22 protein-coding genes and 1 tRNA gene are annotated in these 24,848 nt (G+C 29.2%); 13 read left to right on the top strand and 10 right to left on the bottom strand.

Going from position 1 to position 24,848, the window contains the following annotated elements:
- Nucleotides 1–2 precede the first annotated feature (2 nt).
- On the top strand, nucleotides 3–2,522 hold the full coding sequence (gene mip / locus BLA55_RS01650) for an Ig-specific serine endopeptidase MIP (RefSeq protein WP_073372376.1): 2,520 nt from the start codon (nucleotides 3–5) through the stop codon (nucleotides 2,520–2,522).
- Between the two features lies 1 nt (nucleotide 2,523).
- On the top strand, nucleotides 2,524–4,872 hold the full coding sequence (locus BLA55_RS01655) for an MIP family Ig-specific serine endopeptidase (protein WP_073372377.1): 2,349 nt from the start codon (nucleotides 2,524–2,526) through the stop codon (nucleotides 4,870–4,872).
- 28 nt (nucleotides 4,873–4,900) lie between these two features.
- Here BLA55_RS01655 and BLA55_RS01660 read toward each other — a convergent pair whose 3' ends face one another.
- Nucleotides 4,901–5,206, bottom strand: coding sequence for a thioredoxin family protein (locus BLA55_RS01660; RefSeq protein WP_073372378.1), 306 nt, complete (start codon nucleotides 5,204–5,206; stop codon nucleotides 4,901–4,903).
- Between the two features lie 477 nt (nucleotides 5,207–5,683).
- On the opposite strand from BLA55_RS01660, the gene BLA55_RS01665 reads away from it, so the two are divergent.
- The 3 genes from BLA55_RS01665 to BLA55_RS01675 are packed head-to-tail and all read left to right on the top strand — an operon-like array spanning nucleotide 5,684 to nucleotide 7,020.
- Nucleotides 5,684–6,154, top strand: coding sequence for a hypothetical protein (locus BLA55_RS01665; RefSeq protein WP_073372379.1), 471 nt, complete (start codon nucleotides 5,684–5,686; stop codon nucleotides 6,152–6,154).
- A 1-nt stretch (nucleotide 6,155) separates the two neighbouring features.
- Complete coding sequence (locus tag BLA55_RS01670) at nucleotides 6,156–6,647, top strand: DUF4231 domain-containing protein (RefSeq protein ID WP_073372380.1); 492 nt, start codon at nucleotides 6,156–6,158, stop codon at nucleotides 6,645–6,647.
- Nucleotides 6,631–7,020 (top strand): hypothetical protein, encoded by a 390-nt coding sequence (locus BLA55_RS01675; protein ID WP_073372381.1) that lies wholly within the window; start codon nucleotides 6,631–6,633, stop codon nucleotides 7,018–7,020. Before BLA55_RS01670 ends, BLA55_RS01675 begins: the two co-directional genes overlap by 17 nt.
- Nucleotides 7,021–7,070: 50 nt before the next feature.
- Here the strand turns inward: BLA55_RS01675 and BLA55_RS01680 are convergent, their stop codons facing one another.
- Nucleotides 7,071–7,904 (bottom strand): histidinol-phosphatase, encoded by an 834-nt coding sequence (locus BLA55_RS01680; RefSeq protein ID WP_073372382.1) that lies wholly within the window; start codon nucleotides 7,902–7,904, stop codon nucleotides 7,071–7,073.
- A 32-nt stretch (nucleotides 7,905–7,936) separates the two neighbouring features.
- Between BLA55_RS01680 and BLA55_RS01685 the strand changes: the two genes are divergently transcribed.
- Entirely contained in the window at nucleotides 7,937–8,698 is a 762-nt protein-coding gene (locus tag BLA55_RS01685) for a MurR/RpiR family transcriptional regulator (protein WP_084107632.1), read from the top strand.
- Between the two features lie 225 nt (nucleotides 8,699–8,923).
- Here the strand turns inward: BLA55_RS01685 and BLA55_RS01690 are convergent, their stop codons facing one another.
- Complete coding sequence (locus BLA55_RS01690; RefSeq protein WP_073372384.1) at nucleotides 8,924–10,678, bottom strand: PTS transporter subunit EIIC; 1,755 nt, start codon at nucleotides 10,676–10,678, stop codon at nucleotides 8,924–8,926.
- A 305-nt stretch (nucleotides 10,679–10,983) separates the two neighbouring features.
- Between BLA55_RS01690 and BLA55_RS01695 the strand changes: the two genes are divergently transcribed.
- Together BLA55_RS01695 and BLA55_RS01700 are read left to right on the top strand one after the other, a co-directional pair.
- A complete protein-coding gene (locus tag BLA55_RS01695) occupies nucleotides 10,984–11,517 on the top strand; it encodes a hypothetical protein (RefSeq protein WP_073372385.1) in 534 nt (177 codons plus the stop codon).
- Between the two features lie 157 nt (nucleotides 11,518–11,674).
- Nucleotides 11,675–13,363, top strand: a complete 1,689-nt coding sequence (locus BLA55_RS01700) for an IS1634 family transposase (protein ID WP_073372386.1) — start codon at nucleotides 11,675–11,677, stop codon at nucleotides 13,361–13,363.
- Between the two features lie 314 nt (nucleotides 13,364–13,677).
- Here the strand turns inward: BLA55_RS01700 and rsmG are convergent, their stop codons facing one another.
- Both rsmG and BLA55_RS01710 read right to left on the bottom strand, forming a co-directional pair.
- Nucleotides 13,678–14,370: a 16S rRNA (guanine(527)-N(7))-methyltransferase RsmG gene (rsmG, locus tag BLA55_RS01705; RefSeq protein WP_073372387.1), complete on the bottom strand. Its 693-nt coding sequence runs from the start codon at nucleotides 14,368–14,370 to the stop codon at nucleotides 13,678–13,680.
- Nucleotides 14,357–15,334 (bottom strand): ribose-phosphate pyrophosphokinase, encoded by a 978-nt coding sequence (locus BLA55_RS01710; RefSeq protein ID WP_073372388.1) that lies wholly within the window; start codon nucleotides 15,332–15,334, stop codon nucleotides 14,357–14,359. The genes rsmG and BLA55_RS01710 overlap by 14 nt, the downstream gene beginning before the upstream one ends.
- A 182-nt stretch (nucleotides 15,335–15,516) precedes the next feature.
- On the opposite strand from BLA55_RS01710, the gene BLA55_RS01715 reads away from it, so the two are divergent.
- The 4 genes from BLA55_RS01715 (at nucleotide 15,517) to BLA55_RS01730 (ending at nucleotide 20,701) form a co-directional block, all read left to right on the top strand.
- Complete coding sequence (locus tag BLA55_RS01715; protein ID WP_073372389.1) at nucleotides 15,517–15,732, top strand: MAG6790 family protein; 216 nt, start codon at nucleotides 15,517–15,519, stop codon at nucleotides 15,730–15,732.
- Between the two features lie 82 nt (nucleotides 15,733–15,814).
- Complete coding sequence (gene trmB / locus BLA55_RS01720) at nucleotides 15,815–16,426, top strand: tRNA (guanosine(46)-N7)-methyltransferase TrmB (RefSeq protein WP_073372390.1); 612 nt, start codon at nucleotides 15,815–15,817, stop codon at nucleotides 16,424–16,426.
- A 108-nt stretch (nucleotides 16,427–16,534) separates the two neighbouring features.
- The gene (gene gyrA, locus BLA55_RS01725; protein ID WP_073372391.1) at nucleotides 16,535–19,168 is read left to right on the top strand and encodes a DNA gyrase subunit A; all 2,634 of its coding nucleotides are present in this window, start codon (nucleotides 16,535–16,537) and stop codon (nucleotides 19,166–19,168) included.
- A gap of 48 nt (nucleotides 19,169–19,216) precedes the next feature.
- Nucleotides 19,217–20,701, top strand: a complete 1,485-nt coding sequence (locus tag BLA55_RS01730) for an MAG5620 family putative phospho-sugar mutase (protein WP_073372392.1) — start codon at nucleotides 19,217–19,219, stop codon at nucleotides 20,699–20,701.
- Between the two features lie 53 nt (nucleotides 20,702–20,754).
- On the opposite strand, the gene BLA55_RS01735 is transcribed toward BLA55_RS01730, so the two are convergent.
- The 5 genes from BLA55_RS01735 to BLA55_RS01755 all read right to left on the bottom strand — a co-directional run bounded on the left by BLA55_RS01735 (nucleotide 20,755) and on the right by BLA55_RS01755 (nucleotide 24,488).
- Nucleotides 20,755–21,801 (bottom strand): aminopeptidase P family protein, encoded by a 1,047-nt coding sequence (locus BLA55_RS01735; protein WP_073372393.1) that lies wholly within the window; start codon nucleotides 21,799–21,801, stop codon nucleotides 20,755–20,757.
- A 22-nt stretch (nucleotides 21,802–21,823) separates the two neighbouring features.
- Entirely contained in the window at nucleotides 21,824–22,375 is a 552-nt protein-coding gene (locus BLA55_RS01740) for an NUDIX domain-containing protein (RefSeq protein WP_073372394.1), read from the bottom strand.
- A gap of 69 nt (nucleotides 22,376–22,444) precedes the next feature.
- Nucleotides 22,445–22,597, bottom strand: a complete 153-nt coding sequence (rpmG, locus tag BLA55_RS01745) for a 50S ribosomal protein L33 (protein WP_073372395.1) — start codon at nucleotides 22,595–22,597, stop codon at nucleotides 22,445–22,447.
- An 83-nt stretch (nucleotides 22,598–22,680) separates the two neighbouring features.
- Nucleotides 22,681–23,508, bottom strand: a complete 828-nt coding sequence (locus BLA55_RS01750) for a deoxyribonuclease IV (protein WP_073372396.1) — start codon at nucleotides 23,506–23,508, stop codon at nucleotides 22,681–22,683.
- A gap of 35 nt (nucleotides 23,509–23,543) precedes the next feature.
- Nucleotides 23,544–24,488 carry a LacI family DNA-binding transcriptional regulator gene (locus BLA55_RS01755; RefSeq protein WP_073372397.1) on the bottom strand — a complete coding sequence of 315 codons (945 nt, stop codon included), beginning with the start codon at nucleotides 24,486–24,488 and terminating at the stop codon, nucleotides 23,544–23,546.
- 220 nt (nucleotides 24,489–24,708) lie between these two features.
- On the opposite strand from BLA55_RS01755, the gene BLA55_RS01760 reads away from it, so the two are divergent.
- Nucleotides 24,709–24,785: transfer RNA gene (locus BLA55_RS01760), tRNA-Arg, on the top strand.
- Nucleotides 24,786–24,848: the final 63 nt, after the last annotated feature.

Genomic DNA, 24,848 nt, shown 5'->3' on the forward strand with positions numbered 1-24,848 from the left:
TTATGAAAAGAAACAAAAAGAAGTTGTTATTCTTTTCGACCTTAACCGCAATAGCTGGGATATCCTTATCAGGTTCTTGTACAGTAAATGTACATATTAATGAACAAAATAAAAACTTTAAAAATCAAAATGTTCTTAATGAGTTTAAAAATAACAAAGATCGCTTAATTGCAGAGCTCAAAGAAAAAACTGAGTTAACCGAAGAAGAAAAAAATACGTTTGTACAGCAAATTGAAGCAGCAAACACACGTGGAGCACTTGAAGAAGCTGTTAAAAATATTAAAGAAGAATTGTTAAAAATCAGAATAAGACAAAGATCGATAGAATTATTAGAAAAACATAAAGATGTCGTTCGTAAATTAATTAATGAATCTGAAGCTTTGTCAGCTGAATTAAAAGCTGAATTGCACGAAAAATTAAATAGCTTAACAAACAAAGATGACATTAAAAGATATCTTTTAGAAGTTCAACAAAAAATTGAAGATGAGAAAATTCGTGCCGAAGTATTGGAATACCTTAATATTCTCAATATTGATGCAGAGCTTGCGAAGTACGAAAAAGATCTTGGTCAATATAAAGAATATGAATTAAGATATTCAACAGAACTTCTATACAAATTAAAAGAAGAAGATAAAGCTGATACGATCATCAATAACTATAAAAATGTAAATAAGGATGTAGTTGATAAATTTAATACAATTTCAGCTGCAAATTATCAAATCTTTTATCAAGACGCTTATATTAAGAATTTTTCACTTCCAAATGCGAATAAAGATTTGGTTTTAAATCCAAATAAAATAAAACCAGTTCGAAAATACTACGACTCAAAATCTGGGGATCGTGGTAAACCAAGATTTTTAATGAATGAACATTACAAGAGAATGGCATTAGATACTTATCGCATTGTATTTAATAACGAAAACCCTGAGATTGCAAAAGATCCAGATACTAAATCGGTAAAATCCGGAAAACAATCTTGAGGTACTGCTTGAATATTAGATTATGAAATTCCCGAGGATGGTTCATACCCAACAAAATGATACATTGCGACCAATTTACACGTAGTTATGCCGTTTCATAAAAACAATACAGATCGAGATTCAGATGAATTGTACGTAAATAATGCAAGAATTCGAGAAGAACATGATTTACTACGTGATGCTTTGTTAGAATTTAATGCTTTAGAAGCGGAATTTAACGAGGCAAAAGTTAGAGCAGATCAAATCAAAGCGAGCAGAGGTGAAGACGATCCTGAATATAAAGCTTTTTACAGTAAATATCAAGATATAGCAAATCCTTCTGAATGACTAATTAACTACAATAAAGCTTTTAGAAAAAAAGAAAAATACGAAAACTTTATCGGTATCACAACTGGGATTAGTTTATACAATTTTAGTAGCGACGTACCATTAAATATTGAGCTGGACACAATCGATAAAGATCCTTATGTTCAACAGGTTGATTTAGAACCAGCTCAAGTCAAAATAGTTTATGCTGCTCTGGACTTCTTAAAACAATCTCCAAAATCGTACCTCGATCCTAATAGTAAACATAAAAATATTGAAGAATTTGCAGATTTTGCAGTTCTAGAAGTTGATTTTGGTAAATTAGCGTCAAATAAATTAAAATACACCAAAAAAGCTGAAGGTGTTTCAGGTGGTGAAAATTTTGTCGAAAGCAGCAGTGAATTAGCACGTGTAATTACTAATAACTACGCTGACTTACCAGAATCTGAAAAGGCAAAACCGGCTAATTATGATGTTTTAAGTAAATATCATGAATGAGAAACCGAAGTAATTGAGTACACAGACGGAAATCAAAAAGTCCCTATCCCGAGAATTAATGCAAATTTCCTTGCTTTAGGTTATCCTAGTGCGGAAACTGATTATTCAATAAATAATGCTGCTTTAAGTGATGATCGCAAGTTTGCTTTAAAATATACAGCAAGCTTGTGAACCAATAAACCAAACACACAAGGGGATGGTATTAGGGACTTTGGACACTCACTATCAAAAAACTTAGCTTACCGTAACTTTGTGGACAAGCCTGGGGTTACTGATATGACTATTACTAATCCTATTTATGTAAGTACAAAAGATGAACCTTTTAACGTAGAGGGATTTAGAGATAAGAGTTCAAGTTACCAAGGATATGGTTTTATGAACTATGGTTTAGGTTATGTTTTAACTACTTGACAACCACTAGGCGGATCATCTGGAAGTAGTATTCGTGACTTAAATAATAACATTTTAGCCGTAAACTACTTAACTACAGACAATTTAGGAAATACGCTTGTTAACCTTTCACAAGCCCTACGCAGTCCTGGGTATGATTATGATGGTCAATATGGTAAATATAAATTGGAGTCGTATGATTTAGTTTATGGTGGTGGTAAAAACCAAAGAACATCATTCCGTCAATCATTACTAAAACTTTATGGTGGACAATTTAAAACTCGTTTGTTCCCAGAAGGTGTTAGCAAAATACCTGCTGAATATCGTTTTAATTTAACTGAGGAATAATATGAATAAAAATAAATTAAAGAAAATATTATTAGCAACAACATTAATAGGCACTTATTCACCATTATTGGTCGCATGTCAAATTAAAACGATTGAACCAAAAAAAGAAATTAACGATAGAAATCCTGAACCTGAAGTAAAACAAGGTAGTGCAAAAATAATCGATGAGTATAAAGAAGATATTTTAAATGCTCGTTATCTAATTGAACAAAAATACTCACTTTATAATGAGACAATCGAGAGACAAAAAGCATTTTTAAGTGCTGCAAACTCGTTAAAAGAAGCATATGAAGCGGAACATCAAAAATTTGAAAAACTTCAAGAGCAAATCAACGAAATCAAAATCAAAAGGGAAAGTGAATTAGAAAAATTAAGCAAATTTAACTTTTTTGAATCTGAAGATGGTATACAAATTTCTGGTAAATTAGCAATTGGTCTAAATGTTAATATCAATGAATATCCAAAAATTACAGATATCGAACTTAAAAATCTTATTGTTAAAATAAACCAAATAAACAGTGAATATAACAAATTAAAACTAGACAAAGTAACCACATATTCAAATTATTTAAACTCAAAAAGAGATTATGAAAATAATCAAACACAAATTTCTCAAAGTGAGAATTTATTAAAGCAAACAAATATTGAAATTGGTGAGTTGGAAAAATCAATAGTCGAAAAAAACCGATGAATTCAAAAATATTCTAAAGAGCATAAATTGTCATTTAAAGCAATTGAAATTAAGTTGAAAAAAATTAAAGAAATCATTGATGAAAACGGTGTTAAAAAAGCAATCTACGAACAACCAGAAGATAAAGTTGAAGAGGACTTGAAATTCGATGACAACGTAGTACCAAGTTTTCCAACTGGTCCAATTCAAATACCAAAATTTGATGAAAATGCACACAAATATCCCGACTTTGCATCTGAGTTTACTAAAATGTCCCCAGTGGACATTTACAAAGAAATTTACGATCGTACTTTTTCTATCAAATATGCATTTAAAGAAACTCCGAATGGTGGGGTTATTAGAGACATCTATCAAGGTACCGCTTGAATATTAGATTATCATAAATACCAAAACAGTAATAAGTACAAAATTTTCATGGCAAGCAATATGCACGTTCTGGGACAAATGAGCAATACGTTGGGGACAACTTTAGATAAAAAATTAGGTTACTTTGATCCAACTGGTTCTACTGTTGTCGATTTTGATTTAGGTAAAACAGAACAAACTCCAACTAACTTTGGAAGCATACCTAATGAGTCGTACAGCAAATATATTAATTCACGAGGTGGAAATACAATTTATTACAATTCAAAAACTTTAGGACTTGAGAATCCGAAAATGGTTTTTGGTGCTGTGGATTATATTCGTGATTCAACTTTATATTCCCCAGTCAAGACCAGAGAGTATAAAAATCAAATAATAATAGGTGATCAATTAGAAGCACCGACATATGATAGAGTTGAAAAAGAAAAGAAAACGAAGATTCTGGAGAATATGTCTAGAATGAGATACATTCCTTATTTCTCAGATTTTGGTGTGTTCGAATTTGATGTTGATTTAGATTCGCCGCGTTTAAATAGTAAATTTAAAGGATGAATTAATAAAGCGATTAAAGCATTAGATAATTACATCAATAGAAATAAAAACCCTAATAATAAAACTCCAAATCGTTTTGTAGACGATTTACCATTCTTAAGTGCAGATTATTTGTCAGCTGGTAAAATGAGACTTAAAGGTAAACATTTAGATTATGAAGCTATCTCGTTAGCCAATGCAAAAGATGTGTATATTGGTGGATATCCTAAAAATAGTGCAACCAGAAAAACATACTGAATGCAAAATAATCCAACTGAACGTGATTCAACAGAATTAACTTCATACTTTAAATCACCTGAAAATAAAAGAGCTTTTGCACTTGCAACATTGGATTATGATTCAAAACTAGAAAGTGGAAATCCAAGTCCACAGTTATTATGAAACAAACCATACTTAAACTTTTATGGTGTAAATTACAACATTAAATTCTCGTCATTGTACTATGGAGCATCAGGTTCAGTAGTTTATAATGAATTTGGAGAAATTATTGGTATTTATAGTGGTGTTCGTGCAAACAATACCTATGGTAACTTATTAGATTCAGCATCATTCACAAGTTTAATTCAAAGAACACAAGTGAAATTAGCACATGGAATCCTACAACCGTATAATTTAATTGATGGTTCAAATAAAGAGTTATATCCAAAACAAACTAATTCATATCGCGAAAATCTCAGAATAATTTATCCTGACGGATTTGAAGATGGCACACACAAAACAGCATTATTCCCTGAAGGATACTAAAAAAATCTAGGAGCTAAATCCTAGATTTTTATTTTAAAGTATTAATTTCTTCGTTTAATTGTTCATAAGGTCTGTAACCTTGGAATGAAGCTAATAATGATCCTTCTTTATAAACGAATGTTGCAGGAATTGAGTTAACCCCCATTTCTGCAGCGAAAGCTTGATCTTTATCAACATCTACTCTGTAGATATCAAGACCTATTTTTTCTGATAATTCTTCTAAAGATTTTTTATACATACGGCATGGTCCACATCATGTTGCGTGGAAAACTAAAACTTTTAGTCCTTTTTTTAAATCTTCTTGGATATCACTTTTAACAACTTCTTTTAACATGATTCTCCTTAATATAAGCGATGTTATACTTTAACTATTATAGCAAAAACAGCAAAAAACGACGATTTTTAATTAAAAAAATGATTTTTTATATTTTATTGGTTAAATTTATTCAAATAAAAAAGGTAATTTGAATTTACCTTGTTTTATTTAGCAGTTGCATTGAGATTTGCATGTGCAATTTGAGCATGGGCAGTTAGAACCACATTTGCATTCACAATTTTGGTTTTTATTTTTTAATTCCATTTCTAATTCTCCTTTTATCTATATTTTAATTTTATTACAAAAAAATAAAAAATGCAAAAAATAGCTATTTTTTTAATATAAATTGCTTTTTTAGTCGAAAAACGGTAAAAATAACAGAAAATTTTTTGACTTAAATTGCGAATTTTTTTGACTAAAAATATAATAAAATATATAGTTATCTAGAAGAAAAGAAAATCGATAAATTTACAAAATATTTTTAAAAGGAGATGAATGAAAAACATTATTAACGCTCTTAAGAAAAAAATCGACCAAGACCGTCGAAATTTAAAAATTTACAAATTATTAGATAGTTTTTTTGGAACAACAATTACTATTTGCAACATCGTTGTAATAGTTTTGGCCATTTTGGTTTTAAATATTTTGCTACAAAAAATGAGAAACAAAGATATTAATCAAGAAGCAGAAAACTGAACACCATTTATATTAATTTTAATTCTTACAATTTTTATTATTGCTAACTTCATTTTGACAATTACTTTAAGTATTTACAAAGTCAATATGAGATTTAGTGATTATCAAAAAATTAGAAATACAATTATGGATTTAAAAGTTAAATTAGATGCTAAAGTTATCAATGAAGAAGAATTAGACAAATATATTGATGTATTGTGATTGAAATTGAAAAACAAAAATAAAATTGTGATGATGAATGTGGTAAAAGAACAATTAAGAAAGGGATAAAATGTTAAAAATAGATCGTTTTTTTCAAAAAAGAAGACAAAAAGCAGTGTTAAACAAGTACCTTTTGGGGACACTTTACTACTCACTTAACTTAATTACAATAGCTAGTTCGACTTTTTTAGGTATTGCTGTAGTTTTGTTTTTAGCTGGTAATAACAAATGATTAGGACAAGATAATCCTTATCGAACATTTTTAAATGACTCAACTTTATACATTATTTTAACCGCAATCATCAATGCTGGTGTTTCATTTATCAGTGGAATTTTAAGCTTTTTTGTTGTTGGAAGTAAATTTGAGGATGCTAAAACTAATTTAAAAAGAATTGATCTAGAGTATATTCTTTTTAAAGGAAAAGAACTTTATTATTCTCCAGAAAATACAACCAAACCGGAGTATGTACTTTACAAAAGAATCTTATATATTATTTCATTCGATCGTTATCAAAGAGAAAGTTTAATTAAGGAAAGTGCAAAAAATGAGCAAAGCCAATAATAATAAAACTAATGTAATTAAAAAAGCAGACAATTTAGCTAAAGTTGCTAAGAAAAAATACTTCAAAAGTAAAGGGATTTATATCTTTTTAAGTTTAGCTTCTATTTTTATTTCTGCTACAACTATAGTATTAAACTTGTATTCGATTCGTTATAATACCTTTCCGCAAGAAACAATGATTTATTTTGTGGTAATTTCAATTATTTCGGTAGCAATTACAACCTTAATTGCAATTCAATCACTATTAAGTGTGTCAAACAAGATTGCAAAAATGAAGCAAAATTTACAAAAAAATGTTGATACTTTGGAAGTGCTAAGTCAAACACAAAATTTAACAAAAGAGCAAGTTGATGATTTAATGAATTTCTTATAGATATAAAAAAATCTCCGTTAGATAATAAGACGGAGATTTTAATTTAACTTTTATTTTAAGATTTTGGCAACTTTTTCTTTATATTTCAACACATCCACTTTTTCGACTAATAAGTGGTCAATTTCTCATTCTTTAAGCAGACCGTAAGTGCGTTGAATGATATCTTGGTCATATAGTTGTTTTTTGTGGTGTGTGTCAGATTCTAAAATAATTTTAACACCTTTATTTTTGACAATTTGTCAAAATTCGTGAATTGGATATTTGTTTCGCACGGTTTGTCCAATTAGACGCGGACCTTTTCAAAAACCATTAATGTTAAATCCGAGCGGAAAATCTAATTCAAGTGCTAAATCACAGATTTTGTTAGCTAAATCTTCACAATCTTGATCTCAAGATTCATATGATTTCATGTAAAAATCGGGATGCACCGCATAAAGGAATAGACCAGTACGCATCCCTTCTTCAAGGGATTTTCAATATCTACTTAATTGATATTTATTGGTACAGTTTTTATTAAAATTGTTTTCTGGATCTAAATTTTCGACTGCGTGGATACCTAAAATCAAGTAATCTACGTCATTTCTACGTAAAACTTCACGGTATCAATGATCCATTGTTGGAAAGTATTCACTTTCAAAACCTGCAAAGATTTTTAATTCGTTTTGATATTTGTTTTGGTAGAAGTGAACTTCATCTAAATAAGTTTGCATTTCGCTAAGGTACATACGTGAGTTGTCTTTTGAATCTAATTCCCCAGGATATGGGATGTGATCACTAATACCAATTTCTATGAAACCTCTTCTGTGGTATTCTTCAACTAACTCTTTAACACTAACGTCGGCGTGTTTGCAATAAAAAGTGTGCATATGATAGTCATATTTCATATTTTTCTCCTACAAAATAATATAATTTATTTATGAATTTTAATAGCAATATAAAAAGTAGTGCATTGATTAAAAAGTTATTAACAATGACATACACTGAAGGTGTATATTCAACCATTAGTTTTAAGATTTTAACTAATTTAAACAATTTAGAAAAAGTCAATAGTCAAGAGTTGGCTGATTTAGCTTTTACCACACAAAGCACAATTTCTAAATTTGTTCGTAAAATCGGTTTTAATGATTTTCAAGAATTTAAGCAAAAACTTTTGCATTATCGTGATAAAAAATTAACTCATAAAAAACGTTTAATCGATAATAAGTTAATTTCTGAAAAAATTAATATTTTTACCGAAAATATCAATAATAAGCAAATGAAAAAATTTGCTGAATTAATTCAGAGTTCAAATCAAATAATCATCAATGCAGCTGGAGGCGCATTACGTTCAATTCGTGAGTTTTATACAATTCTCAAACGTTTAGGTTATCCAATTTATTTACCAGAAGAGTTTTCGAATCGTTATGCATTAGCACTTAGAAGTGATGAAAAAACCTTGGTTATTTGTATTTCGAATTCTTTAAATACAACTGAAACTTTAATTCCGACAATTTTAGCAATGAATAACGATTCTAAAGTTGTATATTTCTCTTCACAAAGCAACCCAAACTTTGAGCTGGAATCATCTAAAATAAAAATCAACATTAAAGAATTTTTAAAAACTTCAGATAATGTTGATTCTTTATTGTTTGGATTGTGTATTAATGTTTATTTTGCACTACTTGCTAATTTAATTTAAAAGCAATATTCTAATTGCTGTTGAGATTATAATCAAACTACAAAAAATTAATGTGTACGGTCAATACTTAATAAATGTATAGTAAATAGATTCAGTATATTTCATATCTTTTGTGATTTCATACTTAATCTGTTTTTTTCGTCTATGTACAATTACTAATAAACCGGCAATGAATAACACAACAGCAAATGCACACAAAATACCAATTGTTATATACACTTTAATTTATCCTTTACGACGTAAAATGTTCATGATCCGAGCGTAAACCATTGCTTTAGCACCAAAGACACTTTGAACTTGTTCTCCAGAGTCTACTACTCCCATAGCTCCAAGCCCCTTAATTTGGTCACGTTGAACTTTGTCTTTATCTTTTACTGAGATTCTTAATCTTGAAATACATGCTCCGATTTCGTTCATGTTTTCAAAACCACCGTAAAGTTCGATTAATTGTTTAGCCATTTCGACGTCTTCAGCTTTTTCACCAGCTAAATCAGGATCTGTATTTGTTTGATCAGTTTTATTTTTGTTTCTAAAGTCTTTTTTACTAAATAATCTAAATTCTTGGTCATCACGTCCAGGAGTTTTTAAGTTTAATTTAGTAATTAAGAAGTAGAATACAACTAAATATTCTAAGAAGAAGATTGGTCCTAATACTCACATCATTCATACACGAGATACGATTTCATAAGCAGGAGCGTTGAAGATTAATCATGTAATGATCCCTTCACCTGTCCCTGAAACCATTCCAGCACCAGCAAGGTACATAAACATGTATGTGAAACCAGTTAAGAACGCGTGTACTATTCATAGAATAGGTGCGGTGAAAATAAATGTGAATTCAATAGGTTCTGTAACACCAGAAAGAACTGATGAACTTAATGCACCGAAAATAATAGGTGCGGCAATTTTTCTTTTCTCTTTAGGTACAGCTAAGAACATAGCTACAGCAGCCCCAGGGAGAGCGAACATGTTTGTTGGATATGTTCCATTTGAAATCATCGAGTCGTTAGCTGTAATCTCAACACCATGGCTTAATTTCGCTTGTAAAATTGAGTAGAATCCAGTTACAACTGAATTGTCAGGTGCAGTTCAAGTACCTCCAGCTGGGGTATATCTTAAAATAGCGTTAGGTACATTGTGTAATCCAAAAGGAAGTAATAATCTGTTTGTAAATCCATATAAGAATGAACCACCAGCTTTCATACTTCTAATTCCATAACCAATACTATCCATCGCTTTTTGAACATGAACTCAAACTAATGTCAATGGTATACCTAAAATAAATGCAACTAATAATGATGCAACAGGTGAGAATTTAGGTCCACCAAAGAATGCGATTGCTTTAGGGAATTGTAATCTATATGTGTATTTGTGAACAATAAATCCAGTTAAACCTGCTAAAATTCCACCTAAAGCATTTAGGTTAAATGATTTAGAGTATTTTCCAAAACGTTCAATTGTAAGTGATTTTACAACTGCATTAACTAAATCTTTAATTTTAGCTAATTCCTTATCTGTATATGTTTCACCGTTTGCAGGTTTAAGTGTACTTCTAATATTTTGGTCAACCTCAGCAGTAAAGGTACTTAATATGCTTGTATATTTAAGAATTATATATCCTGCGAAATATAAACCAATCAAAGCAACTCCACCAGCAAGTGCGGCACTAACTTTTTCTTCTTTTGCTAATCCTGCGGCTAATCCGATTGCAAAAAGAATGTCTAAATTGTAAATTGGAGCCATACCAATTACTTTAACAGCGTCTGCAGCTGCTTTATAAGCGTCTATTTTCATTCATCCTGTTTTATTTCCAACTGTTTGCAAAATATATCCAAGAGCTCCGATTATTGCAAGCACCGGTATGATAGAAACAGGTAAAATCATAGCACGACCAAACTGTTCTAAACCTGAACGAATTTTCGCTCAAGTATTTTTAACAGTAGGAGGTACATGCATTTTTTGTTTTTTTGTCAAATTCATTTGTTCCTTAATCAAAATTCCTTTCAATAAAATTTTATTTCTTTGATAAGGAATATATTTTCCAAATAGGAATGTGAAAAATCTATATCATAAAGAAAGTAAAATTCATGATTATTTAATTTAATATACCTTTCCCAGTTAGTAGTATTGAAACAGAAAAATAATATTTATAAAAACAATCATCAAAAATTATTAACTTATTCGTTTATGAAAATCTATATGAGTTCATTTATTAAAGAAGCTTAAAATGAGATAAAGTATAACATATTTATATACAAGAGTTAATAATATTAAAGGAAATAAAAATGCTTACAAAAGAACAATTATTACAAGAAATTAAAAGAAATCAAGATGAATTATGTAAAACAATCATTCAAGAAGATTGTGATTTTAATAAACTTGCTTCAAGTTTTAATTTTGAAGCTTTAGCAGATAAATACTATGAATATTTCGAAGATGTTTTTTTAAAAGATATACCAGATAATCAAAAAATTAAAATTGTAGATTTTAATGAGTGATTGGACAATGAAAAAAAAGATATACCTACTATTATGGACTGTGGTCTAGATCCTTATCTTCAAGAAATAGCAGATATTAATATTAATATTAATTGCGAAGATTTGAAAAAAGATGCTCTTAAAAAAATTGATTATTTATTAGAAAATAGTGCATATGATTTTGATGATGAATATCAAATGGAAGAATATGACCCAGAAAATTGTGATCATTTAAGAGCGGCAGAAAGTTATATTATCCAAGATTTTCTAAGAGAATATAATTCAAGGGTTATGTTGATACTTCAAAACAAACAAACTGAAAAGAAAAGTAATACGAGATAATAATACAAATACCACTTATTATAAAGTGGTAGCCCGATAGCAATTTCCATTAGGACACCCTGAGTTTCCAAGTTGGAAGCTCTTTTTTATACCTTTTACCTTATTACTTATATACATAGTATATAAGTACAATTTTTAATTATTTTAACTTTTTACAATGATTACAATGACAATAATGTATAATATAAATATGAGTAACTACATTTTGTATAAAAGAAAAAATCCAAAAGGGATTTACGTTGCGTTAGGAATATCAAAAGGATACGGTAAAGGGATTGGGAATTTAGTTGGATTAGGTTATTGAGAAGAAATTAAAGAAAAATATTCTCTACAAAACATCGATGATTTAAAACCGATTGCTAGATTAGTTCCTGTTGGAGAAGATAAAATTGAAGTTAAAACCAAATTTTTCCAATTGCTTAACCCAACATCTGTCGAAACAAATGTAAAAAACGTTGGTATTGAATTGATTTATAAAGTAATTAAAGAACTAGATTTATTTAAAGGATTGCCGAAAACCAAACACAAATCTTTAGAAGAAGTATTGCAATTTATTGTCGCAACAAGAATAATTCAACCAAGAAGTTATATTTGTCAATACAAAAACAAAAATGACTTTTTACATCAGATAGATATAAAAAAATCTTCAATTTATAACCATTTTGATACTTTTTTAAAATATAAAAATGCAATTTTAGTCAATATTTATAACAAAATGCAAGAATTGACAACTAGAAACACAAAATTAATGCATTTTGATAATACAACTGTTTATTTTCAAAGTTTTTCAAGAGACGGTTTGAGACAAAGGGGTTTTTCTAAAGATGGAAAGCATGATGAAGATCAAATTGTTGTGGCTATGGCAGTTGATAACAATGGTATTCCTTTTCACTATAAAGTTTTCGAAGGAAATACTGCAGATTCTAAAACTCTTGTGAAATTTTTAGTCGAAATGCAAAGAATTTACAAAACAAAAGACACAATAATAGTTGCTGATAAAGGTATTAGTCAAAATGCAAATTTAAGATATTTAGAACAAAAAGGATATAAATATATAGTTCAGAAACGTATTGATATTCTTGGAAAAGAAGATAAAGCATTTATAGTAAATGATCAAGGGTTTGTTCAAGAAAATGATTATTTTACTAAATCTAGATTAGTCCAATCTGTTTGAGCTAAAAACAAAAATAAAAAAAGATATAGCGATACCTTTAGAAAACAATTTGTCTATTTTAGTCCTTCAAAACAAACTTTAGACAAAATAAAAAGACAAAATCTTATTAATAAATTGGAGAAAAAGTCTATTAATGGTGAATTACCATTAAGTGCTTTGGTTCCTGAATATAAGAAAAAGTATATGGATGTAGATGGTAAAACATTCGGAAGATTAAATATCGAAAAAATTAAAAAAGTCGCTAATGAAGATGGTTTTTATATGATTGAAACAAATATAACAAACATAGATTCAAAAGAAGCGAATGAAATATATAAGGGACAATGAAAAGTGGAAGAAGGTTTCAGAACCTTAAAATCAGCAATTGAAGTTAGACCGATGTACGTTTATAAAGACGAGCATATTCAATCTCACGTATTTTTATGCTTTTTATCTCTAATTGTTTTGAAATATTGCATTTATAAATTAAAGAAATTTTATAAAGATAATGGAGAGATCCAAAAACTCACAATAAATATGTTTATAGATGCATTGAAACTTATAACAATTACAACAAAGACAGTGAATGGTAAAGTTGTAAGTGAAATCGAGAATAATTTAGACCCAGAACATAAAGAATTAAACAAAATATATAGTGATTTTAAATATGCGATTGATGGTCTATCATCGTAATTTAAAAGAGCAAAAAAACAAATACGCCTTATTTGTAGGTGTATTTGTTTTTTTCTTCATTACAACTTGGAAACGCAGGAGAACTAAATAAAATCTATAAAGATTTAGACTACATTTTATAAATCTATGTGTCTAATTTTTTCTTTAAAAAAAGTAAATAGCCCTATAAATAAAGGCTATTTTTAAAATTAATTGAAGCAACTTGGAAACCTGGGATTATTAGTGTTTTGAGTCCTGATAGATTTCTAAAAGGATAAAACAAGAAAAATGCATTAAAGGTCAAAAAAACTCTACCATGCGATGGTAGAGAATTTTTATATATTTTTCTTAATTTCTTTTCATGAAAAAGGAAACTGTTTTGGACATGAACGCTTTTTAATTATGCTATAAACATAATTTTCTTTTTCCAAATTAGGAACATCTAATTTATCAATTTTAGTTTCGTATTTCAACAGTTTAAAAATTGGATAAGCTTCATCGATTTCATTTTGTAAATTTTTACCTTTAATCAATGACATTATACCATTAACTTTTACAAGATGAAATGATGACATTAACATAGTTTTGACTGTCCCTACCGCACGAGCGACAACAACATCAAAAATGTTTTTATCAGTCACTTCTTCAGCACGGACTCTTTTAACTTGTATATTTTTGAGATTTAATTTTTCGATAACAATGTTTAAAAAGTTAACACGTTTTTGTAAAGGTTCATAAATTGTAAAATTATGCTTTGAAAAAATTGCATAAGGAAGTGAAGGGAACCCTACACCAGCTCCGATATCCAAAACTTCAAGAATATGTTCTGAATTTTCATCAACAGCATTTTGCATGTAAATTAAGGATTCTAAAATTCCTTCTCCTCAGAGTTTGTCCCTAGAAAAACCGGTCAGATTCATTACTTTATTATAAGTTTCAATTAAATTAAAATAAAGGTCGAGTTTGTTAAAATCTCAACCATTATTTTCGCAAAATTTTTGTACTAATTTTTGATTAGTGTTTTCCATTTAAACTGGCCTTTGATTCTAAATATAAGTTTGAAATACTTTCGCCTTTCATTGAAACGTTAATAACACCACTTAAGAAATCTGCTAAAGACACAATTTTTAGTTTTGAGTATTTTTCAGCAAGTTTTGAGTTATCAATTGAATCAGTCACAATAACCATTGTAACGTTTGGATTATTTTCGAATGCATCAAAACCTTTTGAGAAAATACCATGACTGGCAGCGACTATAATGTCTTTTGCACCGTGTTTTTTAAGAGTATCAACAGCTTTTAATATTGTACCACCAGTATCAATTATGTCGTCTACTATAACCGCATTTTGTCCCTCAATGTCCCCAATTAAGCCCATAACTTCTGTTTGGTTAACACCAACACGTCTTTTGTCAATAATAGAAATTTTTACAGTGTCTGCGATTAATTCTGCTAATTTACGAGCTCTAACTGTCCCACCGTGGTCAGGTGAAACAACTGTGAATTTTTTACCTGTTTCTTTAACAGCTTTTGCTAAAGTATATTGTCCCCTCAAGTCGTCAACTGGGATATCAAAGAAACCTTGAATTGAAGGATTGTGTAAATCAACACAAATTAATTTAGTTGCTCCGGCGGTTTGGAGTAAATTAGCAACTAATTTAGCACCAATCGGTTGTCTTCCGCTAGCTTTTCGATCTTGTCTAGCATAACCGTAGTAGCTTAAACATACTGTAATTGTTTTTGCACTGGCTCTTTTTAGTGAGTCAATGAATAACAATAATTCCATGATGTTTTCGTTAACAGGTCTTGATGTGTTTGCGACAACAAAAACATCTTTGTTCCGAACAGTTTTTGTTGAAACCATCATTATTTCACCATCGGCGTAAATTGTTTTTTCAATCGGTGTTAAAGGTATTTCTAATAAATCTGATATTTTTTCAGCTAATTTAATTGAATTTTCTAATCCAAAAAGTATTACGTCTTTTTTGTTCATTATGCTCCATTATTATCTGTTTAATAACTATTTTAAATTATAAAGAAATAGTTATGAAATTAGCAGATTTAAAATAAAAAATGCAATTTTTGGGTATGAAAATATTATGGAATTGTATTCGTGTTTTGAAAATAGGACGTTGAAAGTGATAAAATTAAAATATAGATAATGTGGAGGTATTTATGTACAAATACAAAGCTAAACTAATCTCAAACGGAGAAATTATTGCTCAAGCAAACAACTTAGAAGATCTTGAGGGATTAATCAAAGGCTTTAGAAGGGGACAAAAATACGGAGTACACACACGTTCAAACGAAAAAATTGAAATAATTCATACTGAAAGAAATAACCTAGAAGGTAAAAGAAAATCAAAAGAAGAAATCTTAAAAATCGTTTAAATACATATAATATTGCTTAAAAAATGAATTTATTAAACCCGTGCGTACGGGTTTTTATTTTTCTTTGGTAAAATTAAATTCTATGAGATTAAGAAATGATAAAAACGCTAAAAAAACATTAGAAGATTATGAATATACTATCAAAAATTTTCCTTTTACATTAAAAAATGATGATACTTTGGAAATTGGAGCAGGTAAAGGTGAAATGATTACAGAAATGGCTCATTTAAATCCTGATAAAAGATTTATTGCTTTTGAAAAATTTGCAACTGTAGCAGCAAAAATAGTCAAAAAAGCAAAAAATCTAAATTTAAAGAATTTATTTGTGGTTTGTCAAGATGCACAAAGCATTGATGAGTTATTTGTTGGTGAATGTGACACCATTTGATTAACTTTTAGCGATCCGTGACCAAAAGCAAGACATGAAAAAAGAAGATTGACATATAAAACTTTCTTAAATTCTTATGCTAAGATTCTAAGTAATAACGGAGTTTTAAAGTTTAAAACTGATAATGATAAATTATTTGAATATTCAATCGAAAGTTTAAAAGAAAATAAGTGAAATATAACATTTCTTACAATCGATTTACACAATAATGAAAAAAATTCAAACAATATTATGACTGGATACGAAATAAAATGATCATCAATTGGTAAAAATATCAATTATCTAGAAGCTAAAAAACCTTGTTAAGTTTCAAAGAGCTATGGCTCTTTTTATTTTGTTGTTTTTTGGTAAAATTTAATATATATTATATATTAAAACCTTAGCCAAGAGTGTTAAGTGATTGTGAGAAAATATATGGACGATAAAAATAAAAAAGATATAAAAGACGATCAATTAGTTCATTTAGAAACTGATCAAGAATACGAATACGAAGAAGATAACCGTATGGTTTTTCGTAAAAAAGATCAAACAACTAATAAAAACGACGATGATGAAGAAGAGGTACCACAAGATAAAGAAGAGTATCAAGTGCAACCTCAAATTTTAACTGAACCAATCGATGGATTACATCCAATAGTTATCGATAACGAAATGAGAACCTCATTTCTTGAGTATGCAATGTCAGTTATTGTTTCTCGTGCTTTGCCTGATGCCCGGGACGGTTTAAAACCGGTACATAGAAGAATTTTATTTGACATGATGGAACTAGGGATTACTCACTCAAGTGAAAGAAAGAAAAGTGCTCGGATTGTTGGGGACGTTTTGGGGAAATACCACCCTCACGGGGACTTCGCAGTATATGAATCGATGGTTCGTTTAGCACAAGATTTTTCAATGAGATATCCTCTTGTGGACGGTCAAGGTAACTTTGGTTCTATCGACGGTGACCAAGCTGCTGCGATGCGTTATACAGAAGCCCGTATGAGTCGTGTTGCTTCTGAAATGTTAGAGGGGATTAAGAAAAATACTGTTGACTTTACTGACAACTACGATGGTACACAACAAGAGCCGGTAGTTTTACCTTCAAGATTTCCTAATTTATTAGTTTCGGGTGCATCTGGAATTGCTGTTGGTTTAGCAACTGAAATTCCACCACACAATTTAGGTGAAGCTATTGATGCAACTATTGCTTTAGCAAAAAATCCTGAAATCACTATTCGTGAACTAATGCAACACATTAAAGGTCCCGATTTTCCAACTGGTGCAACTATCTTAGGTGTTAAAGGTATCCAAGATGCTTATGAAACTGGAAAAGGTAAAATTCCTGTTCGTAGTAAATGTAGTGTTGAAGAATATTCAAATGGTAAATCAAAAATTATTGTAACTGAAATACCTTATGCAATTAAAAAGACCACAATTATTGAAAAAATTGTTGAATTACATAAAACTAAGGTAGTTGAAGGAATTGCAGAATTACGTGATGAATCAAACAGAAAAGGATTAAGAATTGTAATTAGTGTTAAAAAAGGTTACAATCCGCACATTTTATTAAATAAACTATTCCAAAAATCTCCATTGCAACAAAATTTTAACGCAAATATGGTTGCGTTAGTCAATGGCGAACCAAAATTGTTAAATTTAAAAGATGCTTTATCGATTTATTTAAGTCACCAAGAAGATGTGGTAACTCGTAGAGTACAGTTTGATTTAGAAAAAGCTGAAGATAGACACCACATTTTATTAGGTTTTAGAATTGCAACAGACAATATTGATGAAGTAATTAAGATTATTAGATCTTCAAAAACTGATCAAGAAGCTCAAAACAAATTAAGTGAAAAGTTTGATTTAAGTGAAAAACAAACTAAAGCGATTTTAGACATGAACTTGAGAAGATTGACCGGTTTAAGTATTGAAAAAACTGATGAAGAAATCAAAGAACTAGAAAAAGAAATTGAATACTGCAAATCAATTTTAGGTTCAAAAGAAAAATTAACTGATTTAATCGTAACTGAATTAAATGAAATTAAAGATAAATATTCAGACGAGAGAAGAACCGAAATTGACTATCATTCAGCTGGATTCATTACTGAAGAAGATTTAATCGCTGAAAATGACATAGTTATTACAACCAGCGTTAAAGGTTATGTAAAACGGATCAATTTAAACGATTACCACACTCAAAAAAGAGGTGGAGTTGGTTCAAACACAATGAAAACTTATGATGACGATGATATCTCATCAATCATTCAAAGTTCAACACATACTGATTTATTGCTATTTTCATCATTTGGTAAAGTCTACAAAGTTAGAGCTTACCAAATTCCTGAGGGAAGCAAACAAAGTAAAGGGACTCCGTTTATTAACATTATCCCAACCTTAGATGTGGCTAATAATGAAAAAATTGTTTCACTTTTACCTGTCAATGAGTACAGTGATGACAAGTTTTTAACTACAATAACCAAAAAAGGTATTATCAAGAAAACATCAATTAGTTCATTTGCAAAAATTAATAAATCTGGTCTAAGAGCGTTTAAATTAAATGAAGATGATAGTTTAGTTCAAGCATTTATTTTAGAAGAAGAAGATAAAGTCCTTGTAGCAAATAACAATCGAAATGTTATTTTATTCCAATCAAGCGATGTGCGTCCGCTTAGCAGAACAGCAATTGGAGTTAAAGCTATGAATTTAAGTGACGACGAAAACATAATTAGTGCTAGTGCAGAATCAGAAGGTGAATACATTTTATCAATCGGAAGCAAAGGATTTGGTAAAATCACAGATAAAAGTGAATTTAGAGTTATTAAACGTGGTGGTAAAGGTGTATCCGCGATTAATTCTGATAAGGCAGGTCACTTAGTTTTTGCTAAATTCGTAAACTTAAGTGATCAATTATTAATTATTACTTCAAAAGGAATGACTGTTAGATTAGACATAAATGAAATTTCACAAACTTCTCGAAACACAAAAGGTGTAAAAATCATTAATTTAAAAGAAGATGATGAAATTACAAGTGTAGAAGTAATCAAAAACGTAGAAAGCATAGAATAAGAAAATCGCACTGCGGTTTTTTTATTACCTTGTTATATAATTAACAATATGAATGAAAAAGATTACTACTCGATTTGAACTAATTACTTTAAAAATCAACCTGAAGAATTAGAAAAAACAAAAATAGTTTTTAATAATTTTCAAGTTAACTCTGAATGATTTTTAAAATTACCTCAAATCACCAAAAAAGGAATTTTATTTAGTGATGATTTCGGTTATTCCTCATTTAATGAATTAACTGTATTAAAAATTTGTCAAGAAATTTGTTACCGTTTATTTAGAAAAATGAATCTATTTATTGCTTTTGACAAAGGTATTAAAAACCGTTTAAAAAATAATGTAATCAGACTTTTTTCACAATTTGGACACGTTATTTACACCTATCCTGAAACTTTTGAGTTAGATGAAAATACTGTTCGTCGCGCTTTTGTGTTAAATAAATTTAATGGTGGGATTTATTTTAAATTTGACGATTATGATAAGAAGTGATATTTCAAAATTTTTGACAACGAGGGTTATTTACTCGATTCAGAAAAGCAAACAAATTTCCTAAACAACCTTATTTATAATGATAAAGATATAATTTTAAGTTCTGAAATAAGAATCAATGAACTAAGTTATAACAAGGTTTTTTATCTTGAGAATAATGAAAACAAATATTTTGATAAATTCAGTTTCCATAATAATAAGAATTTTATGATCGATTTTGAATGTAAAGTTAATCGAGATAAAATCAACTTGACCAACCTTTTTAATAATTTATGTTTCTTAAATAATAAAAATACGAGAAAAAAAGCTGAATTAATTTGACACTTAAATTCAGAATCTCAAGTAAGTGCACAAGCAATGATTAAAAATAAATTAGTTGATTTATCTACAAATGATTTAATTTTTATTTATAGTGATTATATGCGTCATTCATGAGAAGGTAAAAAAATTTTATTGCCATTAAATACAAGCGAAGAACTTATTTTATATTTAGAAAAAAATAAGATTGATTATATTTTTGAAGATGAATTATGTAATGAAAAAGACATTATTTTTTATGCTAGTGCGAACCAATTTTCATCAGGTTATGATTATTCTTTCTCTTTAAATAATATTGATTTCATTGCAAATTTAACTTATTTATTAGGTGCATATAGCAAGAAAAATAACCTATTAGATAGTAAAATAGATACTTTTCACAAAGAATACGGACTCTTTAGTTCTGAAAAACTTTCTTATTCATTTAATCTCGAATTAGAATCAGAGTTAGATAATATTTTTAGAGTAAATCAAGCATTTACTAAAAATCTATTTATTTCAGAGATTACTCGTTGAACTTATGAAGATGTTCACAATAAATTCATTTATAAAATAAAGTTAAATGATTCAAGCGTTTTAAAAATTTGATACAAGAAAAAGCAGAAAAAATTAAATATTTTAGTTGAATCATTTAATGATCCGAAAAGAAATTTCTTAACGAATCAATTTAAGTTTCAAGCAATTAAAAATAATATTAATAAAATTGTGAGCTTGATTAAAAAATAAACAAAAAAAGCGAAAACAACTGTTTCACAGTACATTTCGCTTTTTATTTTGTTTTATTTTTCGTTTAATCTAGATAAAACTAAGTGTCCGTCTTCAGTAACTAAAACATCATCCTCAATTCTAGCTCCACCAAGTCCCTCAATGTAAATTCCTGGTTCAACAGTGATTATCATTCCTGGCTCAAATGGAGTTGTAGAGTATACTGAAACATTTGGTAATTCGTGTACATCAATTCCTAGGCCGTGACCAGTTGAGTGTAAAAAGTAATCTCCATAACCTTTTGCAGCTATGTAATCACGACAAATTTGGTCAATTTCTTTTCCTGTCATTCCAGGTTTAACAGCAGCTCTACCTGCAGCAGCAGCTTCTTTAACTATATTCAAAATTTCGACCATTTTAGGATCTTTTGCTTTATCTTCTCCACCTAAAATTGATGTTCTTGTAATATCTGCTGTATATCCTTTATATAGTCCACCAAAGTCTACTTTTAATAAGTGTCCTTCTTCTAAAACTTTATCAGTTGGATGGTGGTGAGGTTCAGCTGAGTTTGCTCCAGCAGCAATAATTTCATCAAATCCTTCTTTATCACAACCGTGTTTTTTTAATAAATAATTTAAGTAAGCAGCAACTTCTTTTTCAGTCATTCCTGGTTTTACTCATGTCATTAATTCATCATAAGCAGCAAGTGATTTTTGAATAACTTCTTTCATTAATTCGATTTCGTGTTCGTCTTTAACTATTCTCAATTCTTGTCCGTTAATTCATTTGATTTCTTGAGGTTGAATTAAAGATACTAAACGATCTTGAGTTGCTTTAACTAAATAGTTACTTTCAAAAGCGACTGATTTGAATTTTTTTTGTTCAAATCAATCTTTCATTGCTGTTCCTTTTAATAGAACGATATTTACGTTTTTAGCTTCTTTTTGAGCATATTCTATGTAACGTGAGTCAACAAAAAGAGTCGCTTCATTTGGTTCAATAACAATGAAACCATCAGAAGTTTGAACTCCAGCATATCATAATCTAGTTTGTGGAGCTTCTGATACGATAGCGTCAACTTTTAAATCTTTAAAAATTTGATCTAATCTTTTTCTATTCATTTTTTCTCCTTTAATTATTTAATTATATTTTTTTATTTTTAAATTTGAATAATAAAAATGTTTGTAATAACGAAGAATGCACAAAATGATCTAGCAACATAGTTTCTAATTCTTCTTGCGAAACTCAAATGCTTTTGCTAATTGATTCAAAATAAGAACCGTCATTCAAAATAGGGACAGTTTCGGTATTTGTGTCCACTTCAAATAAAAAAGAGTACACAACTTCATTACTCTGTGTGGTTGCTAAATAAAAACTATCAGAGACTAAATTTTTAGTTTTAACTATCAAACCACCTTCTTCTTTTATTTCCTTGATAGCTGTTTCGAGTGGAGTTTCGCAATCTTCAATTGTCCCGGTAATGCAAGAGGGGTACAGTAAAGTCGGATTTAATTTTTTATTTAAAATGTTAGGAGTTGGTTGGTAACGGATTAAAAATTGATAACCGTCTGAGGTACTTTTATATACTAAAGCAGCAATACTATCAACTCCTTTACGTTCCGCATAAATGAATCCCTTTTCTGTTTCATATAAGCTGAGTCAATTTGTTTTTAAAAGTAATTTGTCATTTTTCATGTTAATTATGCCTTGACTGTCACCTCATAAGAGGTAAAAAAAGCACACAAAAAATGTGTGCAATTAAGATTATTTTTTCTCTTTGTGGTTTGTGTGAGCATTACATTTTGAACAGTGTTTTTTTAATTCTACTTTTTCAGGATGAGCTTTTTTGTTCTTTTTACTAATGTAATTTTCCATTTTGCACTCAGCACATTGCAATGTGAAACCTTCTCTTGGCATAATTACTCCTTTTAAATATATTTAAAATGTATACTTTTTAATTATACGATAAAACTAAAAATACTAATGCAAAGTATTTTAGTTTATTTTTTTAATAATAATTCTATTTCTTCTTTGTAAATTGGTTTATTGTCAACTCAAGGAGTTTCGAGAATAATTGGTATATTATCAAAGTCCGGATCGTGGACTAGTTTCTTTAAAACATCAGTCCCAATGTGTCCCTTTCCAATATTTTCGTGACGATCCTTGTGTGAGTTCAGAGGATTCTTTGAATCGTTTAGGTGTATCACTTTAATGTGTTTAAAAATGCCTGATGATTTTAATTCTTGTTTAAATTCTTCGTAATTTTGAATGTTATATCCAGCATCTCATACGTGACAAGTGTCTAAACAAACTTGCACACGTTCATCGTTGACTTCGTTAATAAGGTACATTATTTGTTCATAAGTAATCCCGATTTCACTACCTTTTCCAGACATTGTTTCGATACAAATGACCACATCTTTGGTTTTTGAAAGAATGTATTTAAGACTATTTACAAGTGTTTTTAGTGCTTTTTCCGGTGTAAAAATTGTAAAAGAACCAGGATGTAAAACTAAGTATTTTGCACCAATGTGGTTCATTCTTTCGATTTCTTGAATTAAGAATTGACAAGCAAAAAGGGATTTTTCGGGATTAGCAGCATTAGTAATATATGGCGCGTGTACAATAATGTCATCAGGTTTAATTAAATCTTTAAAGAAGAGATTGTACTTGTCAATATTGTATTTTTCGACTGGTACTCTTTTAGTAGTTTGTGGAGCTCCTAGATAAATCATCATAACATTTGCTTTATTATTTAATGATTCTTCGACCGCACTGACTAAATAGTCCGGAGCTTTGAATGAAATGTGACTTCCGAGTTTAATCATTTTTTATCCTTTATATAAAATAAAAACACGTTTTATTAACTAATGATACGTGTTTTTATTAATTTAGATTTTAATACATAGTCAACATTATGAACTCAAATCATGTTTTCAATTTCTACACCAATGCTTGGATAGTCGACAAAGATTTTTGCTTTATATGTTCTAATATAGTCATAAACTGATTGATATCCAAAATCTGTTAGACGAAGAGATTTATCCCCTAAAACGTTTAATGAGATAAATACTTCGTGTGTTGAACAAACAACATTTGAAATTTTTTGTTTTCGAGTATATTTATTTAATTCTGCAATGCTACTTTTTGATTTTCCAGCTAATTCATAGATTTCGTATTCGATACCTAAATCGTTACATGCGTTAATAAAACCTTGTTTACGGTCTTCAATTTGAACCTTGTTTAGTTTTTTGTCAACAACTAACATCATTTTTTGATTATCAGTAATTGTGGAGTGGAAAACGTTAGTTAAGTTGTAGAATGCATGTGTTTCATCAACTTTAATTCAGTTTAATCCCTCAACTTCGTGTCCGAAGACTACGATTGAAGTATCTTCAATTGTTCTTAGATAACTAAATAATTGTTCATCGTATTCTGGGACAAATAAAACTAACGATGTTGGTCTTCATGATAGTACGTATCTAACTGTTTCAATGTATTCTTTTGTGCTTACTTCAGTAAATGTTGTATTTACTTTTTTGTTGTGAATTTTTGCTGATTGTACAATACCATTAGCAATTGCCATGTATAAACCTTGTGGTCATTCTGGGACAATAATGAAGATTGAATTGTCCCTACCACGAATTAATCTAGCACCATGATTTGGATAGTATTCGAATTGTTGAACTACTTTTTCGATTTTTTCTTTTGTTCTTTTTGAAACGTAACCGTTGTTATAATATCTACTTACAGTCGAAATTGAAACATTGGCCATTTTTGATATATCTTTGTAAGAAATTGTTTTCATATCTAAATGATAACAAATATAACACTATTTTGAAATAAAATGTGAAAAAAATTTTTCCACAAAGTGCTTTTTAGACTATCATGATATAATAAATAGGCCTTTAGAACAATAACCCAGTAACTCGGTCAGGACTTAATCGTAGCAGCCGCATCAGGAAGTGTTGTGTCTATTGGTCTTTTTTTATTTCAAAATTGAAAAATGTGCTAAAATTTATTAGCGTGGTCGCGTAGCTCAGCTGGATAGAGCACGAGCCTTCTAAGCTTGTGGTCGGAGGTTCGAATCCTCTCGTGATCGCCATTTTTTTATTTCATTTTTTAATAATAATTATTGTAAATGCGTTCCACTGGGAATGCATTTTTT

Origin of the sequence: Mycoplasmopsis pullorum (genome assembly GCF_001900245.1) — a bacterium.
GTDB lineage: Bacteria > Bacillota_I > Bacilli_A > Mycoplasmatales > Metamycoplasmataceae > Mycoplasmopsis > Mycoplasmopsis pullorum.